Genomic DNA, 26,960 nt, shown 5'->3' on the forward strand with positions numbered 1-26,960 from the left:
ATGTGCACGGCATGCGGCATGAACCGGCGTCTGCGCAGTGCACCGGCCTCATCGCCCCCCCGGCCGGCTAGGGAAAATCGCTAGACCAAAAAGCACCGAAGTATCAATTCCGGCAAGTCGACGCGTTACAGGAATCGGACCATCCTCGCGATCCTTGGGGGAGATCGGAATCGCCGATTTCAAACCCGATGGGAGACACCTCATGACCTATACGAAACTGCTTGCAGGCTTGGCCGGCTCGGCGTTCGCTTTTTCCGTCTCGGCCACCGAACTGGTCATCGCGACCGTCAACAACGGCCACATGATCGAGATGCAGAAGCTCACGCCCTTCTTCGAAAAGGCGAACCCCGACATCAAGCTCAAGTGGGTCACGCTCGAGGAAGGCACGCTGCGCCAGCGCGTGACCACCGACATCGCCACCAAGGGCGGCCAGTTCGACGTGATGACCATTGGCCTGTACGAGGCGCCGATCTGGTCGAAGAAGGGCTGGCTGCAGCCCGTCGCCACCGATGCCGCCTACGACGCCGACGACCTGCTGCCCGCCATCCGCGCCGGCCTGTCGCACGAAGGCAAGCTGTACGCGGCGCCCTTCTACGGCGAGAGCTCGATGCTCATGTACCGCAAGGACCTGGCCGACAAGGTCGGCTTCAAGATGCCCGAGCAGCCCACCTGGGCGCAGGTGAAGGAGCTGGCCGGCAAGATCCATGACCCCAAGGGCGGCCTGTACGGCATGTGCCTGCGCGGCAAGCCGGGCTGGGGCGACAACATGGGCCCGATCACCACCCTCGTGAACACGCATGGCGGCCAGTGGTTCGACATGCAGTGGAAGCCGCAGATCGACACCAAGCCCTGGAAGGACGCGATCGGCTTCTACGTCGACCTCATGAAGGCCTACGGCCCGCCGGGCGCCTCGGCCAACAGCTTCAACGAGAACCTGGCGCTGTTCAACGAAGGCAAGTGCGGCATGTGGGTGGACGCGACCATCGCGGCCTCGTTCATCAGCGACCCGAAGCAGTCGAAAGTGGCCGACAAGGTGGCCTTCGCGCAGGCACCCGTCGCCGTGACGCCCAAGGGCGCCAACTGGCTGTGGACCTGGAACCTCGCCATTCCCGCCAGCTCGACCAAGGGCGCTGCCGCACAGACCTTCGTGAAGTGGGCGACCTCCAAGGAGTACGTCACCCTCGTGGCCAAGGAGAACGGCTGGGCCTCCGTGCCCACCGGCACGCGCAAGTCGACCTACGCGAACCCCGAGTTCCAGAAGGTCGCCAAGTTCGCCGCCGCCGAGAAGAAGGCCATCGACAGCGCCAACCTCAGCGACAGCACGCTGCCCAAGTCGCCGTACGTCGGCGTGCAGTACGCGGCCATTCCCGAGTTCCAGGCCATCGGCACCGGCGTGGGGCAGCAGATGAGCGCGGCGCTGTCGGGCAAGGTCACGGTCGACCAGGCGCTGAAGACCTCGCAGAGCATCGCCGAGCGAGAGATGAAGAAGGCCGGCTACTACAAGTAGCCGGCGCTTTCAAGCCAACGCAACGGGCGATCGGAAAGCGCATGGAAAAGTCTCACCCGTCCAGGGAAGATCCGCTGTGCCGCAACGCAGAGCTCGGCTACAGCCCCTCGTCCGATCTCGACAGGCTCGTGCGCTGCGTGAGCCACGGCACGCCCTCGCCGCTCATCCGGTGGCACTACCACGACGACTACGAGATCCACCTGGTCGTGTCCACCTGCGGAAAAATGTTCGTGGGGGACTACATCGGCACCTTCGAGCCGGGCAACCTCGTGATCACAGGCCCGAGGCTTCCTCACAACTGGATCTCGACGAACGCACCCGCCGGCGGCGTGGCACTGCGCGATCACTGCATCGTCTTCGACCGGGGGCCGCTGGACCGGGCGTCCGAATCGATCTCGGAACTCAAGGACGTGCTGCCCCTTCTGGACCGGTCTGCACGCGGCATCGAATTCTTCGACATGTCGGCGCTCGCCGGCGACTACTTCGGCCGCATCCGCGCCAGCCAGGGCATATCGAGGTTCTCGGTCTTCCTCGAGTTCCTCTGCGTGCTCGGTGAGTGGAAGGATTACCGGCTGCTCTCCAACCCCTGGACCGATGCGGCAGAGGACGCAAGCTCGATGGCGCAGATCGACGCGATCATCGGCTTCATGAACGACCGCTATGCCGAAGACCTCTCGATGCCGCGGGTGGCTCGGCATTTCGGCATGAGCAAGAGCCACTTCTCGCGCCTCTTTCATCGGCGCACGGGCAACACGTTCACGGACTTCCTGATCCAGCTGCGCGTGTCCAGGGCGTGCCAGCTGCTGGCGCATGCGCGCGATCCGATCGCCGCGATCTGTCAGGACGTCGGGTTCAACAACGTCGCCAACTTCAACCGCCGCTTCCTTGCGGTGAAGGGAATGACGCCTTCCGCGTTTCGCAAGGCGTTTGCGGACCCTCGCTGAGGGCGGAGGGCCTCAAGGCCATGTGAACACGTGGTGAGCGCGTGCCTTCGTTGCCGCGATCAGGCGCGCGTTCGGTGCATCGGTGCTGGCCACCCAGTCGCGCGCGGCTTCGGCATTGCGGCCGAACTGCCGATGGCGCGCGACCAGGCGTTCCTCGCGCACCGCGTCGTCGATGTCCACGTACCAGACTTCGTCGAGCATCGCCGCCGCCCCCGCCCAGGGGCCGGCGTCGTGCAGGAGGTAGTTGCCTTCGGTGATGACGAGGGGCGTCGACGGCAGCACCGCAATGGCACCGGCGATCGGCTCCTCGATCTCGCGGCGGAACTCGGGGGCGTAGACGATGTCGCCGTCGGGGCGCTGATTGCGCAGCCGCTGCAGCAGGGCGACGTAGCCGGCGCTGTCGAAGGTATCGGGCGCGCCCTTTCGGTCGGCACGGCCGAGCCGTTGCAATTCGACGTTGGCGAGGTGAAAGCCGTCCATCGGCACGACCTGCGCGCAGCCGGCGCCAGCCGCCTGGCGCAACGCCATCGCGTGCGTGGACTTGCCTGCGCCGGGCGCACCGACCAGCCCCAGCAGCTTGCGCTGGCCGCCAGCCATCAGGGCATGCAGGCGTGTGACTGAATCTGAAGGAAGAAAGAAGGGCTGCGGCATGGCGTTCATGGCTGCAGCGTATCGCCCGCGCCGCCCCGGAGTTTGCCGATGGCGCCTTCGTTCTTTGCACATGGCGCACGGCGCTTCAAAGCCGGGAGGTTCACGCCCGAGCCCCCCGCAGGCAGCCGGAACGCCCCGGGAATACCCTCTGAACCCCCTGCAATCTTCTTGCCTACATTTCTTGTATGCAAGAAAAAGCGATCCTTGCATGCAAAACCTCGACACGACAACGACAGGAGATTTCCATGCCTCGCTTTGCCAAATCGCTCTTCGGACAGGTGGTCATCGCACTGGTGATCGGCGTGCTCGTCGGCCTCTTTGCCCCCGAGTTCGCCGCCAAGCTCAAGCCGCTGGGTGACGGCTTCATCAAGCTGATCAAGATGATCATTCCCGTGCTGGTGTTCTGCGTGGTGGTGCACGGCATCGCCGGCGCGGGCGACCTCAAGCGCGTGGGCCGGGTCGGCGTGAAGGCGCTGATCTACTTCGAGGTGCTGACCACCATCGCGCTGGCGATGGGCCTGGTGCTGGCCTTCGTGTTCGAGCCGGGCGTGGGCATGAACGTCGACCCCAAGGCGCTGGACGCCAGCGCCATGAGCGCCTACGCCTCCAACGCCGACAAGCTCACCAGCGGCGGCACGGTCGAGTTCCTGATGAAGCTCATTCCCACCACGGTGGTGGCCGCCTTCGCCACGGGCGACGTGCTGCAGGTGCTGCTGTTCGCGGTGCTGTTCGGCTGCGCGCTGTCGCTGCTGGGCGATCGCGGCGCGCCGGTGGCGGCGGTGGTCGACGCGCTCTCGCTGGTGCTGTTCAAGATCATGGGCATCATCATCAAGCTGGCGCCGCTGGGCGTGCTGGGCGCCATTGCCTTCACGGTCGGCAAGTACGGCATCGGCTCGCTCAAGCAGCTGGGCATGCTGGTCGCCCTCTTCTATGGCGCGGTGCTGGTCTTCGTGTTCGTGGTGCTGGGGCTGGTGATGCGCATGTCGGGCTTCAGCCTCTGGAAGCTGCTGCGCTACCTGCGCGAAGAGCTGGCCATCGTGTTCGCCACCACCTCGTCGGACAGCGTGCTGCCGCAGATCATGGCCAAGCTGCGCCGCATGGGCATCCGCGACTCGACGGTGGGCCTGGTGATTCCCACGGGCTATTCGTTCAACCTCGACGCGTTCTCGATCTACATCACGCTGGCGGCGGTGTTCATCGCGCAGGCCACCAACACGCCGATCTCGATGGCCGACCTGCTGACCATCCTGGCGATTGCGCTGGTCACCTCCAAGGGCGCGCACGGCGTGCCGGGCTCGGCGATCGTGGTGCTGGCCGCCACGCTGCATGCGATTCCGGCGATTCCTGCCATCGGCCTGGTGCTGGTGCTGTCGGTCGACTGGTTCATGGGCATCGCCCGCGCGCTGGGCAACCTGATCGGCAACTGCGTGGCCACCGTCGCGATCGCCGCGTGGGAAGGCGACATCGACCGCGAACGTGCCCATGCCGTGCTCGACGGCACCTATTCACCCGACGACGAGCCGCTGGCCGAGGCGCCCGTGGTAAACACCGGCACCGCCGCTTCCACCGCCCACTGAAAAAAATGCCCGCCGACGTCAGCCCCACCGCCATCGCCGAACGCGTCGTCGAGGCCATCCTCGCGCAGAAGCTCGCGCCCGGCGACCGGCTCGGCGAGCAGGCGCTGGCCGAGAACTTCTCGGTCAGCCGCACGATGGTGCGCGAGGCGCTGATGCAGCTGCAGGCACGCGGTTTCGTCGAGGTGCAGTCGCGCCGCGGCTGGTACGTGGTGGAGCCCTCGGCCGAGGAGGCGCGCGACGCCTTCTCGGCGCGCCGCATCGTCGAGGCCGGCATCCTCGCGGCCAGCGAGGGCCGCCCGCTGGGCCAGGTGATCCGCAAGCTGCGCGACCACATCGCCGACGAGCAGCGCGCCATCGAAGGCGCCGACGCCGCCACGCGCGCCTTCCTGCTGGCCGACTTCCATGTCTGCCTGGCCGAGCAGATGGGCCACCAGTTATTGGTCGACGTGCTGCGCGACCTCACGGCGCGCACCACGCTGGCGGCCACGCTCTACCAATCGAAGCACGAGGCCGGGCAGTCATGCGCGGAGCACGGCGCGATCGTCGCGGCGCTCGAGGCCGGCAACATCGAGCAGGCGCGCCAGCTCATGCTCGACCACATCGGCAATGTCGAACGCGCGCTGGAGGTCGACGCCACCGCCGAGCCCGATGCGCCGAGCCGGCTGCGCGCCACGCTGGCGCCGGTGGCGCTGCCGCGCGCGGCCAGGCGTTGAAGCTGTGCATTTGTGCCACGATCAGCTATCGATTACATAGCTGACACCCGCCGCCGGCCCTTCGCCTGCGGCGTTTTTCATTGGCAACCCTGTTGCGCCGCACAAGGGCGCGCCGGCTGACACGGCGGCGGGTTCCGGCTCGGCTACAGTCCGAGACACTTATGAACTCTCCCCAACTCCAGCGCGGCGTCTTCCTCGCCCTGCTTGCTGCTGTCACCGTCGCCTTTCTGTGGGTGCTGATGCCGTTCTTCGGCGCGGTGCTCTGGGGGGTGGCGCTGGCGATCCTGTTCACGCCGCTGTTCAAGTGGCTGCTCAAGAAGATGCCCGGCCGGCGCAACGTGGCCGCGCTGTCCACGCTGGCGATCTGCCTGTTCATCGTGATCCTGCCGCTGGCGATGGTGGGCGTGTCGCTGGTGCAGGAGGTGGCGCTGATCACGCAGAGCATCCGCTCGGGCCAGATCAACTTCGCGGCCTACTTCCAGCAGATCCTGGACGCCACGCCGCAGTGGCTGCTGAACATCGTGGAGCGTTTCAACCTGGGCGACATGGCCGCCTGGCAGGCGCGCGTCTCGGCCATCGCGGGCCAGGCCAGCCAGCTCATCGCCAGCCAGGCGTTGGCCATCGGGCAGAACACCTTCGACTTCGTGGTGAGCTTCTTCGTGATGCTGTACCTGCTGTACTTCCTGGTGCGCGACGGCACCTCGCTGTCCAAGACCATGCGCGACGCGCTGCCGCTGGCCAAGCCGCACACGCACTACCTGCTGAACAAGTTCACCACCGTGATCCGCGCCACCGTGAAGGGCAACGTGGCCGTGGCCATTGCGCAGGGCACCATCGGCGGGCTGGCCTTCTGGTTCCTGGGCGTGCAGGGCGCGCTGCTGTGGGCGGTGCTGATGGCCTTCCTGTCGCTGCTGCCGGCCGTGGGCGCGGCACTGATCTGGGGCCCCGTGGCCATCTACTACCTGGCCACCGGTCACTTCTGGCAGGGCGGCGTGCTGATCTTCATCGGCGTGTTCGTGATCGGCCTGGTCGACAACATCCTGCGCCCCGTGCTGGTGGGCAAGGACACGCAGATGCCCGACTACATCGTGCTGATGTCCACCATCGGCGGCATGGCGATCTTCGGCATCAACGGCTTCGTGATCGGACCGGTGATCGCGGCGCTGTTCATGGCGGCCTGGAGCCTCTTTGCGGACTCGGGCCATGTGGGCACGGGGCACGCGACCGAAGACGCCGCAGAAGCCCCGAAGAACGGGCAGGACAAGGCCTGACACCGGTCGCGGCCCTTCCCGGGCCCCGGCGTTCACTCCCTCTGCGCGCATTTCGCGCGCGCATTCGCGCATTCCGTCGCATGACGCTGGGCACCGCCCGGCGACTGCGGGATCGTCGGGCCCTCCACCCACCACGAGGCCTGCCATGCACCTTCCCGCTTTCCTCTCCCGCCCCGCCGCGCGCGGCCTGATCGCCGCTGCCGCGCTCGCCCCGCTCGGCGCCCTGGCCGCCGACCTGAACCTGCGCATCGCCGACGGCACGGCCGCCGGCGCCACGCTCTACGTCGCGCTGTACAACGACGCCGCCAGCTACGCCGAGAGCAAGGCCCTCGCCTCGCAGACCGCGCCCCTGCGCGAAGGCAAGGCCCGCTTCGTCTTCACCGACCTGGCGCCGGGCCGCTATGCGCTGCGCGTGTTCGCCGACGAGAACGGCAACGGCAAGCTCGACACCAACCTGGTGGGCATGCCGATCGAACGCTACGGCTTCTCGAACGACGCCAAGGGCAACCGCGGCGCGCCCGACTTCGAGGCCGCGGCGCTGCGCATCGACGCCGACGCCCAAGCCGTCATCCACCTGCGCTGAGGAGACACGGCCATGGAACGACGCGAACTCCTGCGCCTGCTGGCCACAGCCGGCGCCCTGCCCCTGTTCAGCCCGCTGGCGCGTGCCGCCGGCACCACCGACAACTGGCAAGCCCAGTTCGAAGCCGCCGACGCCCCCTGGAAGATCGGCTTCGCCACGCCCCCGGGCGACCTGCCCCTGACCCGCGCCACCGTGCGCGGGCGTTTTCCCGACGCCGTCGCCGGCACGCTGTTTCGCATCGGCCCGGCCGGCCACGACCTGGGCGGCGAGCGCTACCACCACTGGTTCGACGGCGACGGCATGGTGCATCGCTTCGTCATCGAAGGCGCCGACGTGCGCCACCAGGGCCGCTACGTCGCCACGCCCAAGCGCGTGGCCGAAGTGAAGGCCGGCCGCCACCTCACCGAAGCCTTCGGCACCATGCCGCCGGGCGTGGAGCCGCCCACCTCGGCCGACGCCATCAACGTCGCCAACACCAGCGTGCTGCCGATGCAGGGCGAGGTGCTGGCGCTGTGGGAAGGCGGCTCGGCCACGCGCATCGACGCGCGCACGCTCGACACGCTGGGCGTGAAGACCTGGCGCGCCGACCTCGCGGGCATGCCCTTCTCGGCCCACCCCAAGGTCGACCCGGACGGCACCGTGTGGAACTTCGGCGTGAGCTCGGGCCAGAGCCTGCTGGCGCTGTACGAGATCGCGCCCGGCGGCGCGCTGCGCCGCGCGGCCGTGGTGCCGGTGCCCGAGCTGCCGATGGTCCACGACTTCGCCGTGACCGCGCGGCACCTGGTGTTCCTCATGCCGCCGCTGGTGTACGACAGCAAGCGCAAGGAGGCCGGCGCGAGCTTTCTCGATGCCCACGTCTGGCGGCCTGAACTCGGCATGCGCGCGCTGGTGGTCGACAAGCAGGACTGCGACAAGCGCCAGCTGCTCGAGCTGCCCGCCGGCTTCCTGTTCCACGTCGGCAATGCGTGGGAAGAAGACACGCCGCGCGGTGCGCGCATCCACATCGACTACGTGCGCACGCAGAACGCCGAATCGGTGTTCACCAGCAACCGCGAGGTGATGCGCGCGCGCCGCGTGCGCCGCAACGAACCGCGCCTGACCGTCGCCACGCTCGACCTGGGAATGGGCAAGGCCACGCAGCGGGAACTGCCGTTGGAGGCCGAGTTCCCGCGCATCGACCCGCGCCGCGTCGGCCTGCGCCACCGCCAGGTGGTGCACGCCACGCAGACGCGCGCCGACGTGCCCGGCTTCGGCGCCGTCGCGCGCACCGACATCGAGAGCGGGCGCAGCCAGCGCTTCAGCTACGGCGCGCAGGCCATCGTGGAAGAGCACGTCTTCGTGCCCGACGGCGCCAAGGCCGGCTGGGTGCTGGGCACCGCGCTGGACTTCGGGCGGCAGCGCACGGTGCTGTCGTGCTTCGCCGCCGACCACCTGGCCGCCGGGCCGGTGGCGCAGGCGACGCTGCCCTACGCGCTGCCGCTGGGGTTGCACGGCGCCTTCGTGAAGGCCTGAACGCCGCCCGTTCAGGCGACCTTCGCGATCGGGATCGTCATACCCCGGTGCACCTCCGCCTCGCCGTGCCTGGCCAGCAGCTGCATCAGGTGCTTGCGGATCAGCATGCCCGGCCGGTCGGACTCCATCGAGTACTCCACGCCGCGCCGCCGCGTGTCGACCAGCGCATCGGGGTCGGTCGATTCGAGGATGTCTTTGTCCTCGCGCGTGATCTCCTCGTCGAAGTCGATCAGCATCTGCGCCGCGCAGTCGGCCTCGGTGTCGTTGCGGAACAGCCACTGGCACAGCTGCATGCGCCCGTCGTCGATGGGCGTGAAGCAGTTGATGATGATGTGGCGGATGCCGCTCGGGTACTCGATGTCGAGGCGGCGCGCGAACGGCAGGAAGTAGGCGTTGCGCATGTGGCGCGTGGTGATCGCATCGGTCACGCCACTGATCGCGTGGAACTTCACCGGGTTGGTCGCTTCGATCACCGTCTCGGCGTAAAAGCCCGACTCGTTTTCCACCAGCTCGTACCTGCTCGGCTTCGGGCTTGCGGCCACGCCGAAGGTGGCGCGGTGCACGAAGCTGAAGTGCGAGTTGTCGAAGGAATTTTCGAGCGCGCGCATCGGGCTGGTCTGCCACTCCTCGTAGAACTGGAAGATGGTGCGATAGCCCGGGTCGTCGAACTCGGGAATGGCCGGAATGTCGGCGATGGGTTCTTCCAGCGCCACCCAGGCATAGCCGTAGCGCGCGGTGCAGGGGTAGGCCGTGGTCCTGTACTCGGGCGAGATCTTGCGGTCGGGCTCGTACTGCGGAATGCGCACCACCTGGCCGCTGCGGTCGTAGGTCCAGCCGTGGTAGCCGCACTGGATCGCGCCCTGCCCGCAGGCCTTGCCTTCGCCATCCACGCACCAGCCCTTCGAGAGCTTCGCGGTGCGGTGGCAGCAGCGGTCGCGCAGGGCAGCCGGCTGACCGTCGGCGTCGAGAAACAGAACGATGTCTTCGCCCAGCAGCCGGAAGGGCTTGGGGCCGTGGGCCAGTTCGGTGAGCGGCATGACGGCATGCCAGAACTTGCGGAAGACGGGTTGTCGGGTGACGAGCATGGGCGAACTCCTTCGTTGTTGCGTGGGGGAACGAACGTGAAAGAGCAATTTCCTGCTTCGTCGGCATGCCGGTTGAAAAGGCATGCGCGAGGCTGAACGCTTCTACTCTGCGCCGATCGACTTGCAATTAGCGCGCCCGGATTGTGGCGCGCCCTTGTCGCGCGTCCAAGCCCCGCGCCGCCATGCCCGAGCGCCGCACCCTGGCATGCCTCATGCAAGACAGCGAGCAAGAGTAGAAGCGTTCAGCAGCGCACGCACCAACCCCGTGCGCCCGCCCGGAAATTGCTCTTGAGGCGCCTCCCGCCCGCGGTGGGAGGCATCCGTCAAGACCACCGACTCCGAGGCCCCACCATGCAACGCCGATCCTTTCTTGCCGCCGCTGCCGCCACCCTCGCCGCCCCTGCCGTTTTCGCGCAGGGCGGCAAGCTCACACCGCTCAAGTTCACGCTCGACTTCCGCATCAACGGCCAGACCGCGCCCTTCTTCCTGGCGCAGGCCAAGGGCTACTACCGCGACGAGGGGCTGGACGTGACGATCGACACCGGCGCCGGCTCGGTCGCATCGATCACCCGCATCGCGAGCGGCGTCTACCAGCTGGGCCTGGGCGACATCAGCTCGCTGGTCGAGTTCAATGCACAGAACCCGGGCACGCCGGTGGTGCAGGCCGTGTACCAGTACTACAACCGTGCACCGTTCGTGATCATCGGGCGCAAGGACCGCGGCGTGACCGGCGACTTCAAGAGCCTCACCGGCAAGAAGGTCGCGGCCGCCGCCGTCGAGTCCACGCGCCGCGCCTGGCCGATGGTGGCGCGCAAACAGGGCATGCGCGGCGACGCCTTCCAGTGGCAGACCACCGACTTCAGCGCGCGCGACAACGTGATGGTGCGCGGCGACGTCGATGCCGCCACCTACTTCCACGACTCGGCCGTCTCGCTCTTCGCGCGCATGAAGGCCGACGAGCTCTCGGTGCTCAAGTACGCGGACGCGGGCGTCAACCTGTACGGCAACGCGATCCTCGCGAGCAGCAACCTCATCGCGCAGAACCCGAAGGTGGTGGCGGCTTTCTTGCGCGCAACCAACCGCGCCATCGTCGAGACCTTTGCCAACCCGGTGCCCAGCATCGCGGCCATGCGCCAGCGCGAACCGATCCTGGACGAGAAGGTCGAACTCGAACGCTGGGGCCTCACGGCGCAGTACGTGGGCGCGGCGGACACGCGCGGCCACGGGCTGGGCGACATCCGCAAGCTCACGCTCGAACAGCAGGTCGACGAGGTGGCCGACACCTTCGGCCTGAAGACGCGGCCCTCGGCCGACGCCCTCTTCAACGGCGCGATGTTGCCTGCGCGCAGCGAGCGCCTTCTTCCCGCACCCAAGGCATGAACCTTCCTGAAAACTCCACCTCCGCCCTCCCCGAAGAAATCACGCTCGACGAGCGCGACGGCCGCTACCTGCGCAAGGCCATCGTGTGGTCGCACGCCGCGCGCCGGCGCGGCAACCGGCCCTTCGGCTCGGTCATCGTCTCGGCCGCCGGCGAAGTGCTGGCCGAGGCCGCGAACAGCAACGCAGAAACCGGCGACTGCACCGCGCACGCCGAAGTGAACGCGCTGCGCGCATTGGCCGGCCGCGGCCTCACGCGCGAAGAACTGGCGGGCGCCACGCTCTATGCGTCGGGCGAACCGTGCGTGATGTGCGCGGGCGCGATCTTCTGGTCGAACATCGGCCGCGTGGTGTTCGGCATCGACGCGCAGCGGCTGCGCGTGTTCCGTGGCGAGCGGCAGGACCAGCGCGACGCGGAGTTGTCGTGCCGCGACGTGTTCCGTGCGTCGCCGCATCCGATCGAGTGCATCGGGCCTGCGCTCATCGATGAAGCGGCTGCCGCGCACGACGGCGCCTGGAAGACCTGAGCCAGCGCACTAGACTCGCCGCATGCCCTGGCACGCCCGTCTCCACCTCGCCTACCAAAAAGAAGCCGACCGCAGCGTCGCCCGTTTCCGCCACGACGGCCCGCTGCGCATCCTGCAGAGCCTCTACCCCGAGGGCGATGCGGTGTGCCACAACGTGCTGGTGCACCCGCCCGGCGGCCTCGTGGGCGGCGACACGCTCGACATCGACATCGAAGCCGCCGACGGCAGCCACGGCCTGATCACCACGCCCGGCGCCTCGCGCTTCTACCGCTCCGAAGGCGAGACCGCGCTGCAACGCACGCGCATCCGCCTCGCACCGGGCGCGCGGCTCGAATGGCTGCCGCTCGAAGCCATCTGCTACAGCGGTTGCCAGGCCGAGAACCGGCTCACGCTCGAGGTCGCACCGGGCGCGGAGATGATCGGCTGGGACGTGTGCGCACTCGGCCTGCCGAATGCCCACCAGCCCTTCGAACGCGGCACCTACCTGCAGCACATCGAGGCGCCCGGCGTGTGGCTGGAGCGCGGGCGCATCGATGCGAGCGACCACCGCCTGCTGCAAAGCCCGCTGGGCTTGGGCGGCCACCGCTGCCTCGCCTCGCTGTTCGTCGTGGCGGGTTCGCCGATGGCCAAGGCACGGCGCGAGGCCCTGCTCGCGCAGGCGCGTGGGCTGCTCGACGTGCACGAACTGCACGAGAGCGCGGGCGCGACCAGCCCACATGCGGAGGTGGTGGTGCTGCGTGTGCTCGCGCCGGTGGTCGAGCCTGCGATGCAGCTGCTGCGACAGGTCTGGCAGGCGTGGCGCAGCGAGCTGTGGCAACTGCCGGCCGCCACGCCGCGCATCTGGGCGACCTGAGACGCAGCCGGCAGTCGCCGCTACTGTCGTGTCTTCAGGCGGTAGGTGCCGTTGAACGGATACGGGGACGAACCGTTCTGCCCCACCGCCTGCACGTCGACCGTCAGCGTCTTGCCCGAGAAAACGAACGCGCCCGTGAGGCGCGGCCTGCGCTCCTTCTCGTAGTGCTCCCGCAGCCGGAGGTCGACAGGGTGCGTGGAGGGCGCCTTCTTCTCGGCCGCCTTGTCGAACTCGCTCACCTCGTACACCGAGGCGTCGGCTGCGTCGATGCGCCCTTCGATCGACGGCACCCGGATGCGGGATTCGAGTTCGTAGCTGCGGTGGAAGATCAGCGACACAGGGTCATGCACCATCAAGCCCCGGGTGGCGTAGAGCGTGACCTCGTAGCCGTCGGCGGTCCGGGTGACGGTCGCGTCGGGCTTGTTGCCTGTTGCCGTGCACCCGGCGAGCGCGAGCGCGGACAGCATCCAGGACACGGTGCGCATGCGTCGGTTCGCAGAAGAAGGAGTGGGCATGCAACGGCGCGCTCGTGAAGGAGCGCCGAGTATGGCCGCACAGCCCCCGCCTTCAACCGCAGGCGATCTTTCCGGACGGCGCGCTGCGCAGCCTGTTGAGAAACGCCAGCTGCACCCTGGCCGTTTCGCTGCCCTGCCCGGCAGCGCGCAGCATCCACGTGCGCGCTTCGCAGCGGTCGGCCTTCACGGCCGGGCCGTACAAAGTCTGCCCCGTCAGCAACACCATGCCCAGCATCTCCTGCGCCTCGGGATGGCCTTCGGTGGCGGCCTGGCGCAGTTGCTCGAGCATCGTGCGGTAATCGCGTGCGGCCTGCGCTTCGAGGGCGAGCTGGTAGCGCTGCTCGGTCTGCAGATCGACGTTCGCGTCGAAGGGCTTGGCCGCGGCGATGGCGGCGACTAGGCACAGCGCGCCTGACAGGACAATGCGCCAGCGCAGCGACCAACTGACGATCTGGTTGAGTTCGGATGACATCGGTTTTTTCTCCACGGGTTGCGTGGCACCGATGGTCCCGCGAAGGCGCGCGCAGGAGAAACTGGAATTCACGCAGGACGCCTCAGGCGCCGCCTGAGCCCCCGTTCAGAACATCGCCAGCACCGCCGCATTCACCGCATAGCCGCCGGCCGTCAGGAACACGAACAGCAGCGCCCCCAGCTTGAGCGGTTGCGCCCCCGCCTTGCGCAGGCTGGCGGCGCTGGTGCGCAGGCCCATCGCGGCCATGGCGGTGGCCAGCAGCAGCGTGTCGAGTTGCACCAACGCGGCGACGAGTGCATGCGGCAGCACGTCGAGCGAATGCACGGCGCTCACGGCGATGAACAGCACGGCGAACCATGGCACGCGCACCTGGCGCCAGCACGCGCCCAGGCTCGACGCGCCCGGCGTCGAGGCCGCCACGCGGAACGACAGGCCCATGAGGAACGGCGCCAGCATCATCACGCGCAGCATCTTCTCGACCACGGCCGCGTTCGCCGCGCCCGGGCTGACGGCCTCGCCCACCGCGACCACCTGCGCCACCTCGTGGATGGTGGAGCCCGCGAAGAGGCCGAAGGCATGTTCCGTGAGCCCGAGGTACGGATAGACCAGCGGGTACGCCACCATCGACAGCGTGCCGAACACGACCACCGTGGCGACGGCGATCGACACCTTGTGCTCTTCGCCGCGCACCACAGGCTGCGTCGCCATCACGGCGGCGGCGCCGCAGATGGCGCTGCCCGCGCCGATGAGCGCGGCCGTCTCGCGGTCGAGCCCCAGCCAGCGCGTGCCGATGCGCACGGCGAGGCCGAAGGTCAGCGCCACCATCGCCATCGCGATCAGCACGCCGGGCCAGCCGACGGCGCCGATGTCGCTCAGCGAGATGCGAAAGCCGTAGAGCACGATGCCCGCGCGCAGCAAGGCGCTGCGCGCGAAGTCCACGCCCGCGCCGGTGCGCTGCGACACCGCGGGGAACACCGTGTTGCCCGCCACCATGCCCAGCGCGATGGCCAGCGTGAGCGCGCTCAGGCCCAGGTGCACCATCGGCGGCCATTCGGCCAGCAGCGCGGCGGCGGTCGCCAGCAGTGCAGACAGCAACACGCCGGGGCCGCAGCGGCGAACAAAGGAGAAACCGGGCAAGGAGGCGGCAAGGGAGGACATGGACCCGAGCTTAGGAATCGACACCCCATGAGTCAAAGACATAAACTTCACCGATGCATGAAGTTAAGTTATGACCCTGAACCTGCACCTGGTGCGCCTGTTCGTCGCCGTGGCCGAGGCGGGCAGCTTCTCGCGCGCGGCCGAGGGCCTGTGGATCAGCCAGCCGGCGGTGTCCAAGGGCATCCGTGAGCTGGAGCACCAGCTCGACCTGACGCTCATCGAGCGCGGCGCGGGCAAGGGCTTGCGGCTCACGGAGGCCGGCGCGTCGCTGCTCACGCATGCGCGCGGCATCTTCGCGATGGAGCGCGCGGCGCTGGACGACGTGCGCGCGCGCGTCGGCGTGCAGCGCGGCAGCCTCACGCTGGGCGCCAGCACCACGGTGGCGAGCTACTGGCTGCCGCCGCAGATCGCGGCCTTCTGCGCGGCTTATCCGGCGGTGGTGCCGCGCGTCACGGTCGGCAACACGCAGTGGGTGTGCGAGCAGCTGCTCGAATGCCGCATCGACCTTGCGCTGGTCGAGGGTCGCGTGGACGAAGAGCGCGTGGACGTGCGCGAATGGACCACCGACCCGCTCGCCATCGTGGCGCCGCCCGACGCCGCCCTGCCCCGGCGCGGCGTGACGGCCGCGCTGCTGGGCCGGCAGAACTGGATCCTGCGCGAGCCGGGCTCGGGCACGCGCCAGGCCACCGAGGCGCTGTGCGCGGCGCACGGCATCGACGCGCCGCCGTGGATGGAAATGGCGAGCAACGAAGCCATTGCGCGCACCGTGGCCAGCGGCGTCGGCATCTCGATGCTGCCGCGCGTGGTGGTGGCCGACATGCTCGCGCTGGGCACGCTGCGCGAGCTGAAGCTGCCGGGCGCGGTGCTGTCGCGGCCGCTGTACCGGCTGGCCTTGAAGAACCGGCCGCTCTCGCCGGCGGCGCTGCGGATGGCGCAGATCCTCGACGCCTCGTGACAATAAAAAAGGGCGCACCGTGTGCGCCCTTTTTTCCTTCAACCGCTACCCGTCAGCAGCAGCGCCCCTTGCCCGCGCCGTAGCGCGCCTCGAGCCGTTCGCGGAAGAATTCCTCGTAGCTCATCGGCGCCCGGTCCGGGTGGGTGGCCGCCATGTGCGTCAGGTAGACGTCGTAGTCGGGCAGCCCGACCATGAGCCGCAGCGACTGCTTGATCGAGCGGGCGATGTAGCGCCCGGCTTCCGGCATGGCGAGGCCCATGGCGTGCTTGCGTTCGCTCAGTGGGCGGCGGACGAGGCCGCGCCCATCGCCTCGAACGGCGTCTCCTGCGTGGTCGGCCGGTTGGCCGCGCGAGCGGCCAGGCAGGCCTTGATGCTGTAGACCAGCACGCTCAGCACCACGAAGATGAAGAGCGCGCACAGCGCCGCGTCGAGCCGGTCGTTGAAGACGATGCGCGACATGGCTTCGGGCGTCTTGGCCGGCGCGATCAGCACGCCGTTGGCCAGGCCGTCGGCGTACTTGGCCGCGTGCGACAGGAAGCCGATCTTCGGATCGCTCGAGAAGATCTTCTGCCAGCCCGCCGTCAGCGTGCAGGCCAGCAGCCACACGGCCGGCGCCGCCGCCACCCAGGCGTAGCGCTCGCGCTTCATGCGGAACAGCACGACCACGCCCAGCATCAGCGCCACCGCGGCCAGCATCTGGTTGGAGATGCCGAAAAGCGGCCACAGCGTGTTGATGCCGCCCAGCGGATCGACCACGCCCTGGTACAGGAAGTAGCCCCAGGCCGCCACGCACAGCGCGGTGGCGATCAGGTTGGCCGGCAGCGAGTCGGTGCGCTTGAGCGCGGGCACGAAGCTGCCCAGCAGGTCCTGCAGCATGAAGCGGCCGGCGCGTGTGCCGGCGTCCACCGCCGTGAGGATGAAGAGCGCCTCGAACAGGATCGCGAAGTGGTACCAGAAGGCCATCATGGCCTGCCCGCCGATCACCTGGTGAAGGATGTGGGCCATGCCCACGGCCAGCGTCGGCGCGCCGCCGGTGCGCCCGAGGATGGTGGTCTCGCCCACGTCCTTGGCCGTCTGCAGCAGCATCTCGGGCGTGACCACGAAGCCCCAGCCGGAGATCGTTGCCGCGGCCTGTTGCACCGTGGTACCGACCAGCGCGCCCGGGCTGTTCATCGCGAAGTAGATGCCCGGCTCGATGCACGAGGCCGCCACCAGCGCCATCACGGCGACGAAGGATTCGGCCAGCATGCCGCCGTAGCCGATGAAGCGCGCGTGGCGTTCGTTGTCCAGCATCTTGGGCGTGGTGCCCGAAGAGATCAGCGCGTGGAAGCCCGAGACGGCACCGCAGGCGATGGTGATGAACAGGAACGGGAACAGGCTGCCCGACCACACCGGGCCGTTGCCCTGCGCGAACTGCGTGATGGCAGGCATCTGCAGCGTGGGCATCACGACCACGATGCCGATGGCCAGCGCGATGATCGTGCCGATCTTCAGGAAGGTCGAGAGGTAGTCGCGCGGCGCCAGCAGCAGCCACACCGGCAGGCTGGCGGCCACGAAGCCGTAGCCCACGAGCATCCAGGTGAGCGCCTTGCCGTCGAAGGTGAAGGCCGGGCCCCACACCGGGTGCTGGCTGACCCACTGGCCGCCGAAGATGGCCGCCATGAGCAGCACGAAGCCGATCACCGACACCTCGCCGATGCGGCCCGGGCGGATGTAGCGCAGGTACACGCCCATGAACAGCGCCACCGGAATCGTCGCGGCGACCGTGAAGCTGCCCCAGGGCGATTCGGCCAGCGCCTTCACCACGATGAGGGCCAGCACCGCCAGGATGATGATCATGATCATGAAGGTGCCGAACAGCGCGATCATGCCGGGCACCACACCCATCTCCTGCTTGACCAGGTCGCCCAGCGATCGGCCGTCACGGCGCGTGGAGATGAACAGGATGATGAAGTCCTGCACCGCCCCCGCGAACACCACGCCCGCCAGCACCCACAGCAAGCCGGGCAGGTAGCCCATCTGCGCCGCGAGCACCGGGCCCACCAGCGGGCCGGCGCCCGCGATGGCCGCGAAGTGGTGGCCGAACAGCACGTTCTTGTCGGTCGGCACGTAGTCCAGGCCGTCGTTGTGGCGGTGCGCGGGCGTCTTGCGGTTGGCGTCCAGCCCCAGCACCTTGTCGGCGATGAACAGGCTGTAGTAGCGGTAGGCGATCAGGTAGGTGCAGAGCGCGGCGGTCACGACCCAGAGGGCGTTGATGCTTTCCCCCCGGCTCAGGGCGACGGTGCCCAGCGCAAAAGCGCCGAGCACGGCCACGGCCAGCCACACCAGATGGCGGCGAATGTTGGGCATGCGGATGTCTCCTCGATATGAACCGGGCGAGTGTTCCCCGCCCGCCGCCGGGCCGCATCCGTCGAACTGCGCGGGCCGGGCGGGTGGAATTGCCTAATGGATAACCCCTATCCACGCCCGGATCGCCTCCACCGGACCGCCGCGGGAAGCGCCGCAAATCCGTTGCGCACACATTAGATGTGATAAATTCACATTCACTAACAATGTGAAACATCTCTGACGAGTCCACGATGACCCAGCATTCGCAGGCACGCGCCCCCCGCGGCTTCACATTGATCGAGGTCATGATCACGGTGGTCATCGTGGCCATCCTGGCGTCGATCGCCCTGCCCAGCTACCAGCAGTACATCGTGCGATCGAAGCGCTCGGCGGCCCAGGCGCAGATGATGGACATCGCCAACCGGCAGCAGCAGTTCCTCATTGCCAACCGCGGCTACGCCGACAAGACGGCACTGACTGCCAGCGGCTACAGCCTGCCCGCCGAAGTCAGCAGCAACTACAGCTACGACGTCGCTCTGCAGGAATCCGGCCCGCCCACCTTCACGATCACCTTCACCGCGATCGGCAGCCAGCAAAGCGACGGCAACCTCGGGCTCACCAGCGAAGGCGTGAAGACGCCGCCCAACAAATGGTGAGCCCCGCCTTGCAGCGCCAGCGCGGCGCCACGCTGATCGAGGTGCTGGTCACCCTGCTCGTGCTGGCCTTCGGCCTGTTCGGCCTCGTCGGCCTGCAGGCCCGGCTGCAGGCCTCCGAGATGGAGTCGTACCAGCGCTCGCAGGCGCTGATCCTGCTCAACGACATGGCCAACCGCATCGCCATCAACCGCCGCGTGGCGGCCAGCTACGCCACCAGCGCACCGCTGGGCGGCACCGATGCCTGCCCCACCGGCACCGGCACGCGCCAGCAGATCGACGCCAGGGAGTGGTGCAACGCGCTGCAGGGCGCGGCCGAGTTCTCGGGCAACGACAAGCTGGGCACCGTCATCGGCGGGCGCGGCTGCGTGCAGGACATGGGCAACAACGAGTACCTCGTGACCGTCGCCTGGCAGGGCCTGGGCCCGATCTCGGCGCCGCCGGCTGGCGTGGCCTGCGGCAAGGACCTCTACGACACCGGTACCAAGTGCATCAACGACCTGTGCCGCCGCACCGTGACCACGCTCGTGCGCATCGGATCGCTCTCATGAACCCGCGCCCCACCGCACGCCGCGCCCAGCGCGGGCTGACGCTGATCGAGCTGATGGTGGCCATCACCATCATGCTCATCGTGATGGCCGCGCTGCTCACGCTGTTCCTCAACGTGAGCGGCTCCCAGCGCGAGATGGAACGCGTCAACCGCCAGATCGAGACCGGGCGCCTGAGCATCTTCGTGCTCGAGAACGAACTCTCCCACGCGGGCTTCTGGGAAAACTACATGCCCGAGTTCGACGACCTCACGGTCAGCGCCGCGCCCACGCACGTGCCCACCGGCGCCGTGCCCGACCCGTGCCTGGCCTACTCGGCGGCGAACTGGACCGAGGACTACAAGCGCCAGCTGCTCGACCTGCCCGTGCAGGTCTACAGCAGCGTGCCCGCCACCTGCACCGACCTGCTGACGCACAAGAAGGCCAACACCGACGTCCTCGTGGTGCGCCACGCCGAAACCTGCCTGCCCGGCACGGCGCATTGCGACGCCGACGCGGCCGGGGCGATGTACTTCCAGTCGTCGCTGTGCGGCACGCAAAAGCCCTCGTCGTTCGACCTCTCGACCGGCGCCTTCGACCAGATGTTCCTCAAGGACTGCACCACCCCTTCGCCCAAGCGCAAGCTGGTGGCCGACATCTACTACGTGCGCGACTACGCCGAGGCCGTGGGCGACGGCATTCCCACGCTGGCACGCTCGCGCTTCGACCTGGTGGGCGGCACGCTCGCGCAGCAGCCGCCCACGGCGCTGATCGAAGGCGTCGAGGGCTTTCGCGTCGAGCTCGGACTGGACACGCTGAGCAAGACCGGCGCCGCCGTCAACTACACCCAGGCCATCGCCTGGGCCGACCCGGCGAACAAGTCCACCCCGTCCAACCGCGGCGACGGCAGCCCCGACGGCGCCTTCGTGCACTGCGGCGCCACCTGCACCGCCGACCAGCTGGTCAACACGGTGGCCGTGAAGCTGTATGTGCTGGCGCGCGCCACCGCCATCTCCCCGGGCCACACCGACACGCGCACCTACCAGATGGGCGCCGCCACGCTCGGGCCGTTCAACGACCACTACAAGCGGCACGCGTTCGCGACCACCGTGCGCCTGACCAACGTCACCGGCCGGAGGGAAACGCCATGAAGCCACGCGCCCCGTCCGCAGTCGCCCCTCAGCGCGGCGCCGCGCTGATCATCGGGATGATCATGCTGCTGCTGATCACGCTCGTGGTCACCGCCGCCTTCAACCTCAGCGGCGCCAACCTCAAGGCCGTGGGCAACCTGCAGACCCGCAACGAAGCCGTGGCCGCCGCCAACCGCGCGATCGAGGAGGTCGCGGCCAGCCTGCTGGTGCCCGGCAGCGACGGCACCCCGTCGCTCGCGCCGCCGCAGGGCACCGTGAGCATGGTCGACATCAACAACGACGGCGTGGACGACTACAAGGTCACCGTCGCCCCGCCCGTGTGCGTGCGCGCCACCAAGGCCGTCGACAGCGGCGGCGGCGGCAGCACGGGCCCAGGCGGCATCACGGGCGGCGCCTCCAGCAGCGGCTCGGGGCTCGCGGCCCTGCCCGACCAGTACAACGCCGTGTGGGACATCAGCACCACCGTGACCGACACCACCCCCGGCGCCACCGGCACCACCACCTCCGTGCGCCAGGGCGTGCGGGCGCTGCTCAACAAGGCGCAGTTCGAAGCGCTGTGCGCGCCGCCGCCGGTCGCGCCAGCCGAACCCGCGCCGGCCGCCTCTTGAACCACGACGATGAACGGGTCCCCGCCATGACAAGGAAACTACTCACCACGCTGTGGGCCGCCGTGCTGCTCGCGCTGCCGATGCAGGCGGCGCAGGCGGAGGACATCGACCTCTTCGTGGGCTACAACCCCGCCGTCACCCAGGCCCCGAACGTGCTGTTCGTGCTGGACAACACGGCCAACTGGAACCAGCCCTTCACCGCCGAGCTCAACGCGCTCGCCAGCGCCTTCGAAAGCCTGCAGGCCGACAAATTCAAGGTCGGCCTGATGATGTTCACCGAGACCGGCCAGGGCAATTCGAACAGCGACGGCGGCTACGTGCGCGCCGCGGTGCGCACGCTCGACAGCGGCACCAAGCTCAAGTACGGCGCCATGATCCGCAGCCTGGACAAGGTGGCCGACAAGTCCAACGGCGGCAAGGCCGGCAAGACCATGGCCGAGGTCTACCGCTACCTGGCCAGCGCCGCGCCCATCGCCGGCAACGGCAAGGTCAAGACCGACTACACCGGCAACGTGAGCGGCACCGCGGCATCGAAGGCCATCTACGCGCTCACGCGCAACGCCCTGGCCAGCGTCAACGCCAGCACCTATGTCGGCCCGAGCACCGAGAACTGCATCGGCACCTTCGTCATCTACATCAGCAACGGCGCAGCGCAGGACAACAACAACGACAACCAGCTCTCCAACGAAGCCCTGCGCGCCGCCGGCGGCAGCACCGCCCAGATCACGCTCAGCCCCAGCGGCTCGCAGGACAACACGGCCGACGAATGGGCGCGCTTCCTGCAGACCAGCATGGGCGTCAAGGTCTACACCATCGAGGCCGCCAAGGCCACCCAGGGCCAGGGCCCGGGCTGGAGCGCGCTGCTGCAGAGCATGGCCAAGCAGAGCAACGGCGAGTACTACGACCTCTCGAGCAAGCCCGAACTCGGCGCCGCGCTCGGCGAGGCGCTGGACGACATCTTCAGCAAGATCCAGTCGGTCAACAGCGTGTTCTCCTCGGTGAGCCTGCCCGTGAGCGTGAACACCCAGGGCACCTACCTGAACCAGGTGTTCGTGGGCATGTTCCGCCCCGACGAGAACGCCTTTCCGCGCTGGAACGGCAACCTCAAGCAGTACAAGCTCGGGCTGGACAGCAGCAGCCAGCTGATCCTGCAGGACGCCGACGACAAGAACGCGGTCAACAACCAGACCGGCTTCATCGCGCCCTGCGCACGCAGCTTCTGGACGCCGGCCGCCAGCGACACCGACGCCTACTGGAGCTTCCGGCCGTCCGGCGACTGCCTCAAGAAGGAAGCCGCGGACAGCCCCGACGGCAACGTGGTGGAAAAAGGCGCGCAGGGCTACATGCTGCGCGGCATCGTGCCGGCCGTGCGCAACATGAAGACCTGCGCGGCGGGAAGCTGCACCGCCCTCACCGCCTTCGACGACGCCAACACGGCCATCACCACCACCGCACTCGGCGTTACCGCAACCACCGAGCGCACCCAGCTCATCAACTGGGCGCGCGGCCTGGACAACAAGGGCGACGAACGGCCCAACGCCCAGGGCAACCCGGTGCCCTCGAGCGCCATGCGCCCGTCCGTGCACGGCGACGTCGTGCACTCGCGCCCGGTGGCCATCAACTACGGCACCGACGCCTCGCCCCAGGTCGTGGTGTTCTACGGCGGCAACGACGGCGTGCTGCGCGCCATCAACGGCAACCGCAACACGGCCATCGGCGGGGCCGCCGCAGGCTCCGAGCTGTGGTCGTTCATGCCGCCCGAGTTCTACGGCAGCCTCAAGCGGCTGTACGACAACACCACGCGCATCAACTTCCCCGGCCTGCCCGTCAGCCTGGGCGCGGTGGCGCCCAAGCCCTACGGCATGGACGGCGCGGTCGCGGCCTACCGCCAGGGCAGCACCGCCTGGCTCTACGCCAGCATGCGCCGCGGCGGCCGGCTGGTCTACGCCTTCGACGTCTCGTCGCCCGCCGCGCCCACGCTGAAGTGGCGCAAGGGCTGCCCCAACCAGAACGACGACACCGGCTGCGACACCGGCTTCGAAGGCATCGGCCAGACCTGGTCGGCGCCGAAGGTGCTGCGCGCCACCGGCTACGGCAGCGGCAGCAGCCCTCTGCTGATCTTCGGCGGCGGCTACGACAAGTGCGAAGACGTCGACACCAACAGCGCCGCCCAGGCCTGCGGCGCCGGCGTGAAGGGCAACCGGATCTACGTGCTCGACGCCAACACCGGCGCGCAGCTCAAGGTGTTCACCACCGCCCGCCCCGTGGTCGGCGAAGTGACGGTGGTCACCGACGCCCTGGGCATCGCCACCATCGCCTACGCCGCCGACCTGGGCGGCAATGTCTACCGCATCGCCATCGGCAGCGCGGCCCCGTCCGCCTGGGCCATGACCCAGATCGCCTCGCTCGGCTGCGACACGGTGACCACCTGCACGCCGAACCGCAAGTTCATGTTCGGCCCCGACGTGGTCGCGGACAACGGCGCCTACGTCGTGCTGCTGGGCTCGGGCGACCGCGAGAAGCCGCTGCGCCACTACAACGTCGCACTCGGCGTGGCCAACCGTTTCTACATGCTGGTCGACAAGCCCACCGACGCCACCTGGCTGACCAGCGAGGCCGACCGCTGCGGCACCGGCAACGAAGTGCTGTGCCATACCTCGCTGCAGGCCATCACCGACGCGAGCACGCCGAGTTCGTCCGACCTCGCCACCAAGAAGGGCTGGTACCTCGGGCTCGCAGCGGGCGAACAGGTCGTGACCGGTTCGGTGACCGCCTACGGCACCACCACCTTCAACACCCACACGCCCACCAACCCCAACACGCAGTCGTGCCGGGCCGACCTGGGCACCGCGCGGGTCTATAACGTGTCGTACGTCAACGCGGCCGCCCAGGGCACCAACGGGCGCTTCCAGAACGTGGTGGGCGGCGGCCTCGCGCCCACGCCGGTCGTGGGCCGTGTCCAGCTGGACGGCGATGGCGGTATGCGCGACGTGGTCATCGGCGCCAACCCCGACTCCTTCCTCAGCCCCAAGGGCACCGCGCCCAAGGCCGCCTTCAAGCAGCCCAAGGGCCGGGTCTACTGGTTCATCCAGAAGTAAAGCCGTGCACCCGCGCATGCGCAACCCCCACCCCAGGCAGGCCCGCAACCGGCCGCGCGGCTTCACGCTCATCGAGCTGATGGTCACGCTGGCCGTGCTGGTGGTGCTGATCGCCATTGCCGTGCCCTCGTTCGACGGCATCCGGCTGTCCACCCGCCTGAGCAGCTACAGCACGGCGCTGGTCGCGGGCAGCCAGCTGGCGCGCAGCGAGGCCATCAAGCGCAACGCCCCCGTCACTCTGTGCGCCTCGGCCAACGGCACCAGCTGCAGCACCAACGGGCAGTGGGAAGCCGGCTGGATCGTGCGCAGCGACACGCAGGTGCTGCGCGTCGAGCCCGCGGCCGCCAGCGGCTACCGGCTGCGCGAGGCCGGCGGCGCCAGCGCCGTCGTGTTCCAGGCCACGGGCCTGGGCGCCGGCCAGAGCCGCATCACCATCTGCCGCGCCACCCCGAGCGCCGACCAGTCGCGCGCCGTGAGCATCAGCGCCACCGGGCGCACCACCGTCACCCGGGCGAGCGGCGGCACCTGCGCCGCGACCTGACCCGGCCGGCCGAGGGGGTCCGCCGGACGAACGACAATAGGGCCCTGTGGCAAGCCCGGGCGCCGGTCCCGCCTCTCTTGCCTTGACGACCTTCACCAGGAACAACGCTCCCGCATTCATGGAACACCGGCTGGACTGGGCCCTTGCCGCCTGCGCTCGCATCCTCAGGCCCGTGGTCCGGCTGGCGCTGGCCATGGGCGTCAAGCACCCGCACCTCGAAGCCCTGCTGCGCGACCTGCTCATCGAGGAAGCCCAGCGCACCTGGCGCGCCCAGGGCGTGACCAAGCCCAACCTCAGCCAGATTTCGGTCACCACCGGGCTGAACCGCAAGGTCGTCACCGCCAAGGTCCGCGCCACCGTCGACCCGCTGCCCCACACCGAGCTGTCAGCGGCTGCCAAGACTTTTACGTTGTGGTTACAGATGACCACCGACGACGACACCCTGCGCCGCCTGCCCGTCGTCACCGAGGGTGACGGGCCCTCGTTCGAACGCGTGGCCCGCCTGGCCAGCCGGGGCAACGTGCACCACCGCACCATCCTCGACGAGCTGGTGCGCCTGCAGATGGTGGCCGAGAGCGACGGCAGCGCCGAACTCACGGCCGACGGCTTCGTGCCGGTGGAAGACCTGCAATCGATGCTCGCCTTCCTGGGCGACAACGGCCGCGACCACCTGCTCGCCGCCGTCTCCAACACCCTGGGCGAGCAGCCCCGCATGCTCGAGCGCGCCGTGTACGCGCGCGGGCTCACGCTGGCCGACTGCACGGCCATCGAACGCCTCGTGCGCGAACGCTGGGCCGGCCTGCACCACGAGCTGGCCCGCGAGATGACCGAAGCCGTCGACCGCGTACCCCCCGAGGCCAAGGCCTCCGCGAAGGCGCGCATCCGCGTCGGCATCTACACGTATTACGAAGACGAAGAAGGCGCGCCCGCCCCCGGAGCGCCCCAGCACAACGAGTCCCACCGATGAACACGCCTCCCCTCTCCTTGCGACTCGTGCGCGGCCTGCTGATGGCCGGCGCCATGGCCCTGCTTCTGTCCTGCGGGGGAGGCGGCGGTGGCAGTGGCGGCGGCACATTGGGCTTCGGCACCTCCGGCACCACGGCCACCGGTAACGGCAACGGAGGTGGGGGCGGCGACGGTGGCTCGGGTGACGCCGGCTCCGGCAGCGGCACGGGCAACGGCAGCACCGGAAGCACCGGCGGCGGCGGCGACAGCACCGCCGGCAACACCAACGGCGACGGCTCGGGCGTGGGCTCCGGCGGCACCGGCGTGACCGCGGACGCCGCCGGCATCGGCGCGGCCGACGGCCTGGGCAGCGTGATCCTCAACGGCCTGCGCTACAACACCGACAGCGCCACCTTCAGCCTCGAGGACACCACCGAGCTGCAGATCGGCATGAGCGCGCGCATCGCCGGCAAGGTCGACGCCGACTTCAACAACGGCATCGCCGCCACGGTCGTCTCGGCCGCCGAGTTGCGCGGCGCCGTGTCGGCCATTGACCTGAAGGACGGCAGCTTCACCGTGATGGGTGCCCGCGTGACCACCGACAACGCCACCGTCTGGGGCGACGCCAAGGGCGCCACCGACCTCGTCGACACCGCCGTGGTGCAGGTGTGGGGCCTGCCCGCCGCGCCGGGCATCCTGCGCGCCACGCGCGTCCAGGTGGCGCCCGCCACCACCGCCCCGCTGGTGACCGGCACCGTGCAGAACCTCGACCGCGGCGGCCAGCAGTTCACGCTCGGCCTGCTGACCGTCGACTTCGCCAGCGCCGCCTTCGGCCCCGGCATCGACGCCGCCAGCCTGGCCAACGGCGCCATCGTCCGCGTGCGCGGCACGGCGGCACCGGCCGCCGGCCGCTTCACCGCCACCCAGGTGCAGGGCTGGTACGCCATTCCCTCGGCCGACGGCATCGCGCTGCAGCTGGCGGGCGTGGTCACCGACTTCGCCGCGCTCGGCGACTTCCGCGTCCTGGGCAACAAGATCGACGCGCGCAACGCCCAGATCACCGGCGGGCCCAGCGGCTCCATCGGCAACGGCGTGAAGGTCGAGGTCGACGGTTTCCTCTCGGGCCAGGTGCTCGTGGTCAAGAAACTGCGCATCCGCCACGTGCCCGGCACCGGCGGTCCGGTGTCGTTCACCGTGATCGGCGCCATCGGCGGTTACGTGTCGGCCGCCGACTTCACCGTGCGCGGCCAGCGCGTGGATGCCGGCGGCTCCGGTACCATCTTCGAAAACGGCACCGCCGCAGACCTGGGCAACGGCAAGCGCGTGACCGTCGTCGGCGACCGCGTGGTCGACGGCGTGCTCATCGCCCAGCGCGTGAGCTTCATGCAGCCCTGAGGTCCGGGCCCCGG

General features: G+C 69.0%; 26 protein-coding genes. 19 read left to right on the forward strand and 7 right to left on the reverse strand.

Features of this window, described 5'->3' with window-relative positions; genetic code table 11:
* Nucleotides 1-202 precede the first annotated feature (202 nt).
* Both FFI97_RS14820 and FFI97_RS14825 read left to right on the forward strand, forming a co-directional pair.
* A complete protein-coding gene (locus FFI97_RS14820; RefSeq protein ID WP_139702744.1) occupies nucleotides 203-1,507 on the forward strand; it encodes an ABC transporter substrate-binding protein in 1,305 nt (434 codons plus the stop codon).
* A 41-nt stretch (nucleotides 1,508-1,548) separates the two neighbouring features.
* On the forward strand, nucleotides 1,549-2,451 hold the full coding sequence (locus FFI97_RS14825; RefSeq protein ID WP_070061640.1) for a helix-turn-helix domain-containing protein: 903 nt from the start codon (nucleotides 1,549-1,551) through the stop codon (nucleotides 2,449-2,451).
* Between the two features lie 12 nt (nucleotides 2,452-2,463).
* On the opposite strand, the gene FFI97_RS14830 is transcribed toward FFI97_RS14825, so the two are convergent.
* Nucleotides 2,464-3,111: a nucleoside/nucleotide kinase family protein gene (locus tag FFI97_RS14830; RefSeq protein ID WP_139702745.1), complete on the reverse strand. Its 648-nt coding sequence runs from the start codon at nucleotides 3,109-3,111 to the stop codon at nucleotides 2,464-2,466.
* Between the two features lie 236 nt (nucleotides 3,112-3,347).
* On the opposite strand from FFI97_RS14830, the gene FFI97_RS14835 reads away from it, so the two are divergent.
* The 5 genes from FFI97_RS14835 (at nucleotide 3,348) to FFI97_RS14855 (ending at nucleotide 8,758) form a co-directional block, all read left to right on the forward strand.
* A complete protein-coding gene (locus tag FFI97_RS14835; protein ID WP_062472092.1) occupies nucleotides 3,348-4,679 on the forward strand; it encodes a C4-dicarboxylate transporter DctA in 1,332 nt (443 codons plus the stop codon).
* Nucleotides 4,680-4,684: 5 nt separating this feature from the next.
* The gene (locus FFI97_RS14840; protein ID WP_062472095.1) at nucleotides 4,685-5,392 is read left to right on the forward strand and encodes a GntR family transcriptional regulator; all 708 of its coding nucleotides are present in this window, start codon (nucleotides 4,685-4,687) and stop codon (nucleotides 5,390-5,392) included.
* A 161-nt stretch (nucleotides 5,393-5,553) separates the two neighbouring features.
* The gene (locus tag FFI97_RS14845) at nucleotides 5,554-6,663 is read left to right on the forward strand and encodes an AI-2E family transporter (protein ID WP_139702746.1); all 1,110 of its coding nucleotides are present in this window, start codon (nucleotides 5,554-5,556) and stop codon (nucleotides 6,661-6,663) included.
* A gap of 145 nt (nucleotides 6,664-6,808) precedes the next feature.
* Nucleotides 6,809-7,246, forward strand: coding sequence for a DUF2141 domain-containing protein (locus FFI97_RS14850; RefSeq protein WP_139702747.1), 438 nt, complete (start codon nucleotides 6,809-6,811; stop codon nucleotides 7,244-7,246).
* Nucleotides 7,247-7,258: 12 nt separating this feature from the next.
* The gene (locus FFI97_RS14855) at nucleotides 7,259-8,758 is read left to right on the forward strand and encodes a carotenoid oxygenase family protein (protein ID WP_139702748.1); all 1,500 of its coding nucleotides are present in this window, start codon (nucleotides 7,259-7,261) and stop codon (nucleotides 8,756-8,758) included.
* Between the two features lie 11 nt (nucleotides 8,759-8,769).
* Here FFI97_RS14855 and FFI97_RS14860 read toward each other — a convergent pair whose 3' ends face one another.
* On the reverse strand, nucleotides 8,770-9,843 hold the full coding sequence (locus FFI97_RS14860; RefSeq protein WP_139702749.1) for an aromatic ring-hydroxylating oxygenase subunit alpha: 1,074 nt from the start codon (nucleotides 9,841-9,843) through the stop codon (nucleotides 8,770-8,772).
* Nucleotides 9,844-10,194: 351 nt separating this feature from the next.
* Between FFI97_RS14860 and FFI97_RS14865 the strand changes: the two genes are divergently transcribed.
* From FFI97_RS14865 to FFI97_RS14875, 3 genes are read left to right on the forward strand one after another with little or no spacing between them, the layout of a single operon-like run.
* On the forward strand, nucleotides 10,195-11,223 hold the full coding sequence (locus FFI97_RS14865) for an ABC transporter substrate-binding protein (RefSeq protein ID WP_139702750.1): 1,029 nt from the start codon (nucleotides 10,195-10,197) through the stop codon (nucleotides 11,221-11,223).
* On the forward strand, nucleotides 11,220-11,747 hold the full coding sequence (locus tag FFI97_RS14870; protein ID WP_139702751.1) for a nucleoside deaminase: 528 nt from the start codon (nucleotides 11,220-11,222) through the stop codon (nucleotides 11,745-11,747). Before FFI97_RS14865 ends, FFI97_RS14870 begins: the two co-directional genes overlap by 4 nt.
* 22 nt (nucleotides 11,748-11,769) lie before the next feature.
* On the forward strand, nucleotides 11,770-12,600 hold the full coding sequence (locus FFI97_RS14875) for an urease accessory protein UreD (protein WP_095744141.1): 831 nt from the start codon (nucleotides 11,770-11,772) through the stop codon (nucleotides 12,598-12,600).
* 20 nt (nucleotides 12,601-12,620) lie between these two features.
* Here the strand turns inward: FFI97_RS14875 and FFI97_RS14880 are convergent, their stop codons facing one another.
* The 3 genes from FFI97_RS14880 to FFI97_RS14890 all read right to left on the reverse strand — a co-directional run bounded on the left by FFI97_RS14880 (nucleotide 12,621) and on the right by FFI97_RS14890 (nucleotide 14,745).
* Entirely contained in the window at nucleotides 12,621-13,085 is a 465-nt protein-coding gene (locus FFI97_RS14880; RefSeq protein ID WP_139702752.1) for a hypothetical protein, read from the reverse strand.
* A gap of 82 nt (nucleotides 13,086-13,167) precedes the next feature.
* Nucleotides 13,168-13,587, reverse strand: coding sequence for a sel1 repeat family protein (locus FFI97_RS14885; RefSeq protein WP_139702753.1), 420 nt, complete (start codon nucleotides 13,585-13,587; stop codon nucleotides 13,168-13,170).
* 105 nt (nucleotides 13,588-13,692) lie between these two features.
* Nucleotides 13,693-14,745 carry a YeiH family protein gene (locus FFI97_RS14890; protein WP_139702754.1) on the reverse strand — a complete coding sequence of 351 codons (1,053 nt, stop codon included), beginning with the start codon at nucleotides 14,743-14,745 and terminating at the stop codon, nucleotides 13,693-13,695.
* 70 nt (nucleotides 14,746-14,815) lie between these two features.
* Here FFI97_RS14890 and FFI97_RS14895 point away from each other — a divergent pair, with 70 nt between their 5' ends.
* The gene (locus FFI97_RS14895; RefSeq protein ID WP_221937674.1) at nucleotides 14,816-15,700 is read left to right on the forward strand and encodes a LysR substrate-binding domain-containing protein; all 885 of its coding nucleotides are present in this window, start codon (nucleotides 14,816-14,818) and stop codon (nucleotides 15,698-15,700) included.
* 52 nt (nucleotides 15,701-15,752) lie between these two features.
* Here the strand turns inward: FFI97_RS14895 and FFI97_RS14900 are convergent, their stop codons facing one another.
* Both FFI97_RS14900 and FFI97_RS14905 read right to left on the reverse strand, forming a co-directional pair.
* Nucleotides 15,753-15,959: a YbdD/YjiX family protein gene (locus FFI97_RS14900; RefSeq protein WP_062472123.1), complete on the reverse strand. Its 207-nt coding sequence runs from the start codon at nucleotides 15,957-15,959 to the stop codon at nucleotides 15,753-15,755.
* A 17-nt stretch (nucleotides 15,960-15,976) separates the two neighbouring features.
* A complete protein-coding gene (locus tag FFI97_RS14905; RefSeq protein WP_095744137.1) occupies nucleotides 15,977-18,049 on the reverse strand; it encodes a carbon starvation CstA family protein in 2,073 nt (690 codons plus the stop codon).
* A gap of 230 nt (nucleotides 18,050-18,279) precedes the next feature.
* Between FFI97_RS14905 and FFI97_RS14910 the strand changes: the two genes are divergently transcribed.
* The 8 genes from FFI97_RS14910 (at nucleotide 18,280) to FFI97_RS14945 (ending at nucleotide 26,946) form a co-directional block, all read left to right on the forward strand.
* Nucleotides 18,280-18,684, forward strand: a complete 405-nt coding sequence (locus FFI97_RS14910; RefSeq protein ID WP_139702755.1) for a type IV pilin protein — start codon at nucleotides 18,280-18,282, stop codon at nucleotides 18,682-18,684.
* Entirely contained in the window at nucleotides 18,681-19,232 is a 552-nt protein-coding gene (locus tag FFI97_RS14915; protein WP_260685002.1) for a prepilin-type N-terminal cleavage/methylation domain-containing protein, read from the forward strand. Before FFI97_RS14910 ends, FFI97_RS14915 begins: the two co-directional genes overlap by 4 nt.
* Entirely contained in the window at nucleotides 19,229-20,359 is a 1,131-nt protein-coding gene (locus FFI97_RS14920; protein WP_139702757.1) for a PilW family protein, read from the forward strand. Before FFI97_RS14915 ends, FFI97_RS14920 begins: the two co-directional genes overlap by 4 nt.
* Nucleotides 20,356-20,967: a PilX N-terminal domain-containing pilus assembly protein gene (locus FFI97_RS14925; RefSeq protein ID WP_139702758.1), complete on the forward strand. Its 612-nt coding sequence runs from the start codon at nucleotides 20,356-20,358 to the stop codon at nucleotides 20,965-20,967. The genes FFI97_RS14920 and FFI97_RS14925 overlap by 4 nt, the downstream gene beginning before the upstream one ends.
* Before the next feature lie 26 nt (nucleotides 20,968-20,993).
* On the forward strand, nucleotides 20,994-24,065 hold the full coding sequence (locus tag FFI97_RS14930) for a pilus assembly protein (protein WP_139702759.1): 3,072 nt from the start codon (nucleotides 20,994-20,996) through the stop codon (nucleotides 24,063-24,065).
* Nucleotides 24,066-24,081: 16 nt separating this feature from the next.
* Nucleotides 24,082-24,606 carry a GspH/FimT family pseudopilin gene (locus FFI97_RS14935; RefSeq protein ID WP_139702760.1) on the forward strand — a complete coding sequence of 175 codons (525 nt, stop codon included), beginning with the start codon at nucleotides 24,082-24,084 and terminating at the stop codon, nucleotides 24,604-24,606.
* Nucleotides 24,607-24,724: 118 nt separating this feature from the next.
* Nucleotides 24,725-25,573 carry a DUF6502 family protein gene (locus FFI97_RS14940; RefSeq protein ID WP_139702761.1) on the forward strand — a complete coding sequence of 283 codons (849 nt, stop codon included), beginning with the start codon at nucleotides 24,725-24,727 and terminating at the stop codon, nucleotides 25,571-25,573.
* On the forward strand, nucleotides 25,570-26,946 hold the full coding sequence (locus tag FFI97_RS14945) for a DUF5666 domain-containing protein (RefSeq protein WP_139702762.1): 1,377 nt from the start codon (nucleotides 25,570-25,572) through the stop codon (nucleotides 26,944-26,946). Before FFI97_RS14940 ends, FFI97_RS14945 begins: the two co-directional genes overlap by 4 nt.
* Nucleotides 26,947-26,960: the final 14 nt, after the last annotated feature.

Origin of the sequence: Variovorax sp. KBS0712 (assembly GCF_006323185.2) — a bacterium.
In the GTDB taxonomy this organism is placed as follows: Bacteria; Pseudomonadota; Gammaproteobacteria; order Burkholderiales; family Burkholderiaceae_C; genus Variovorax; species Variovorax boronicumulans.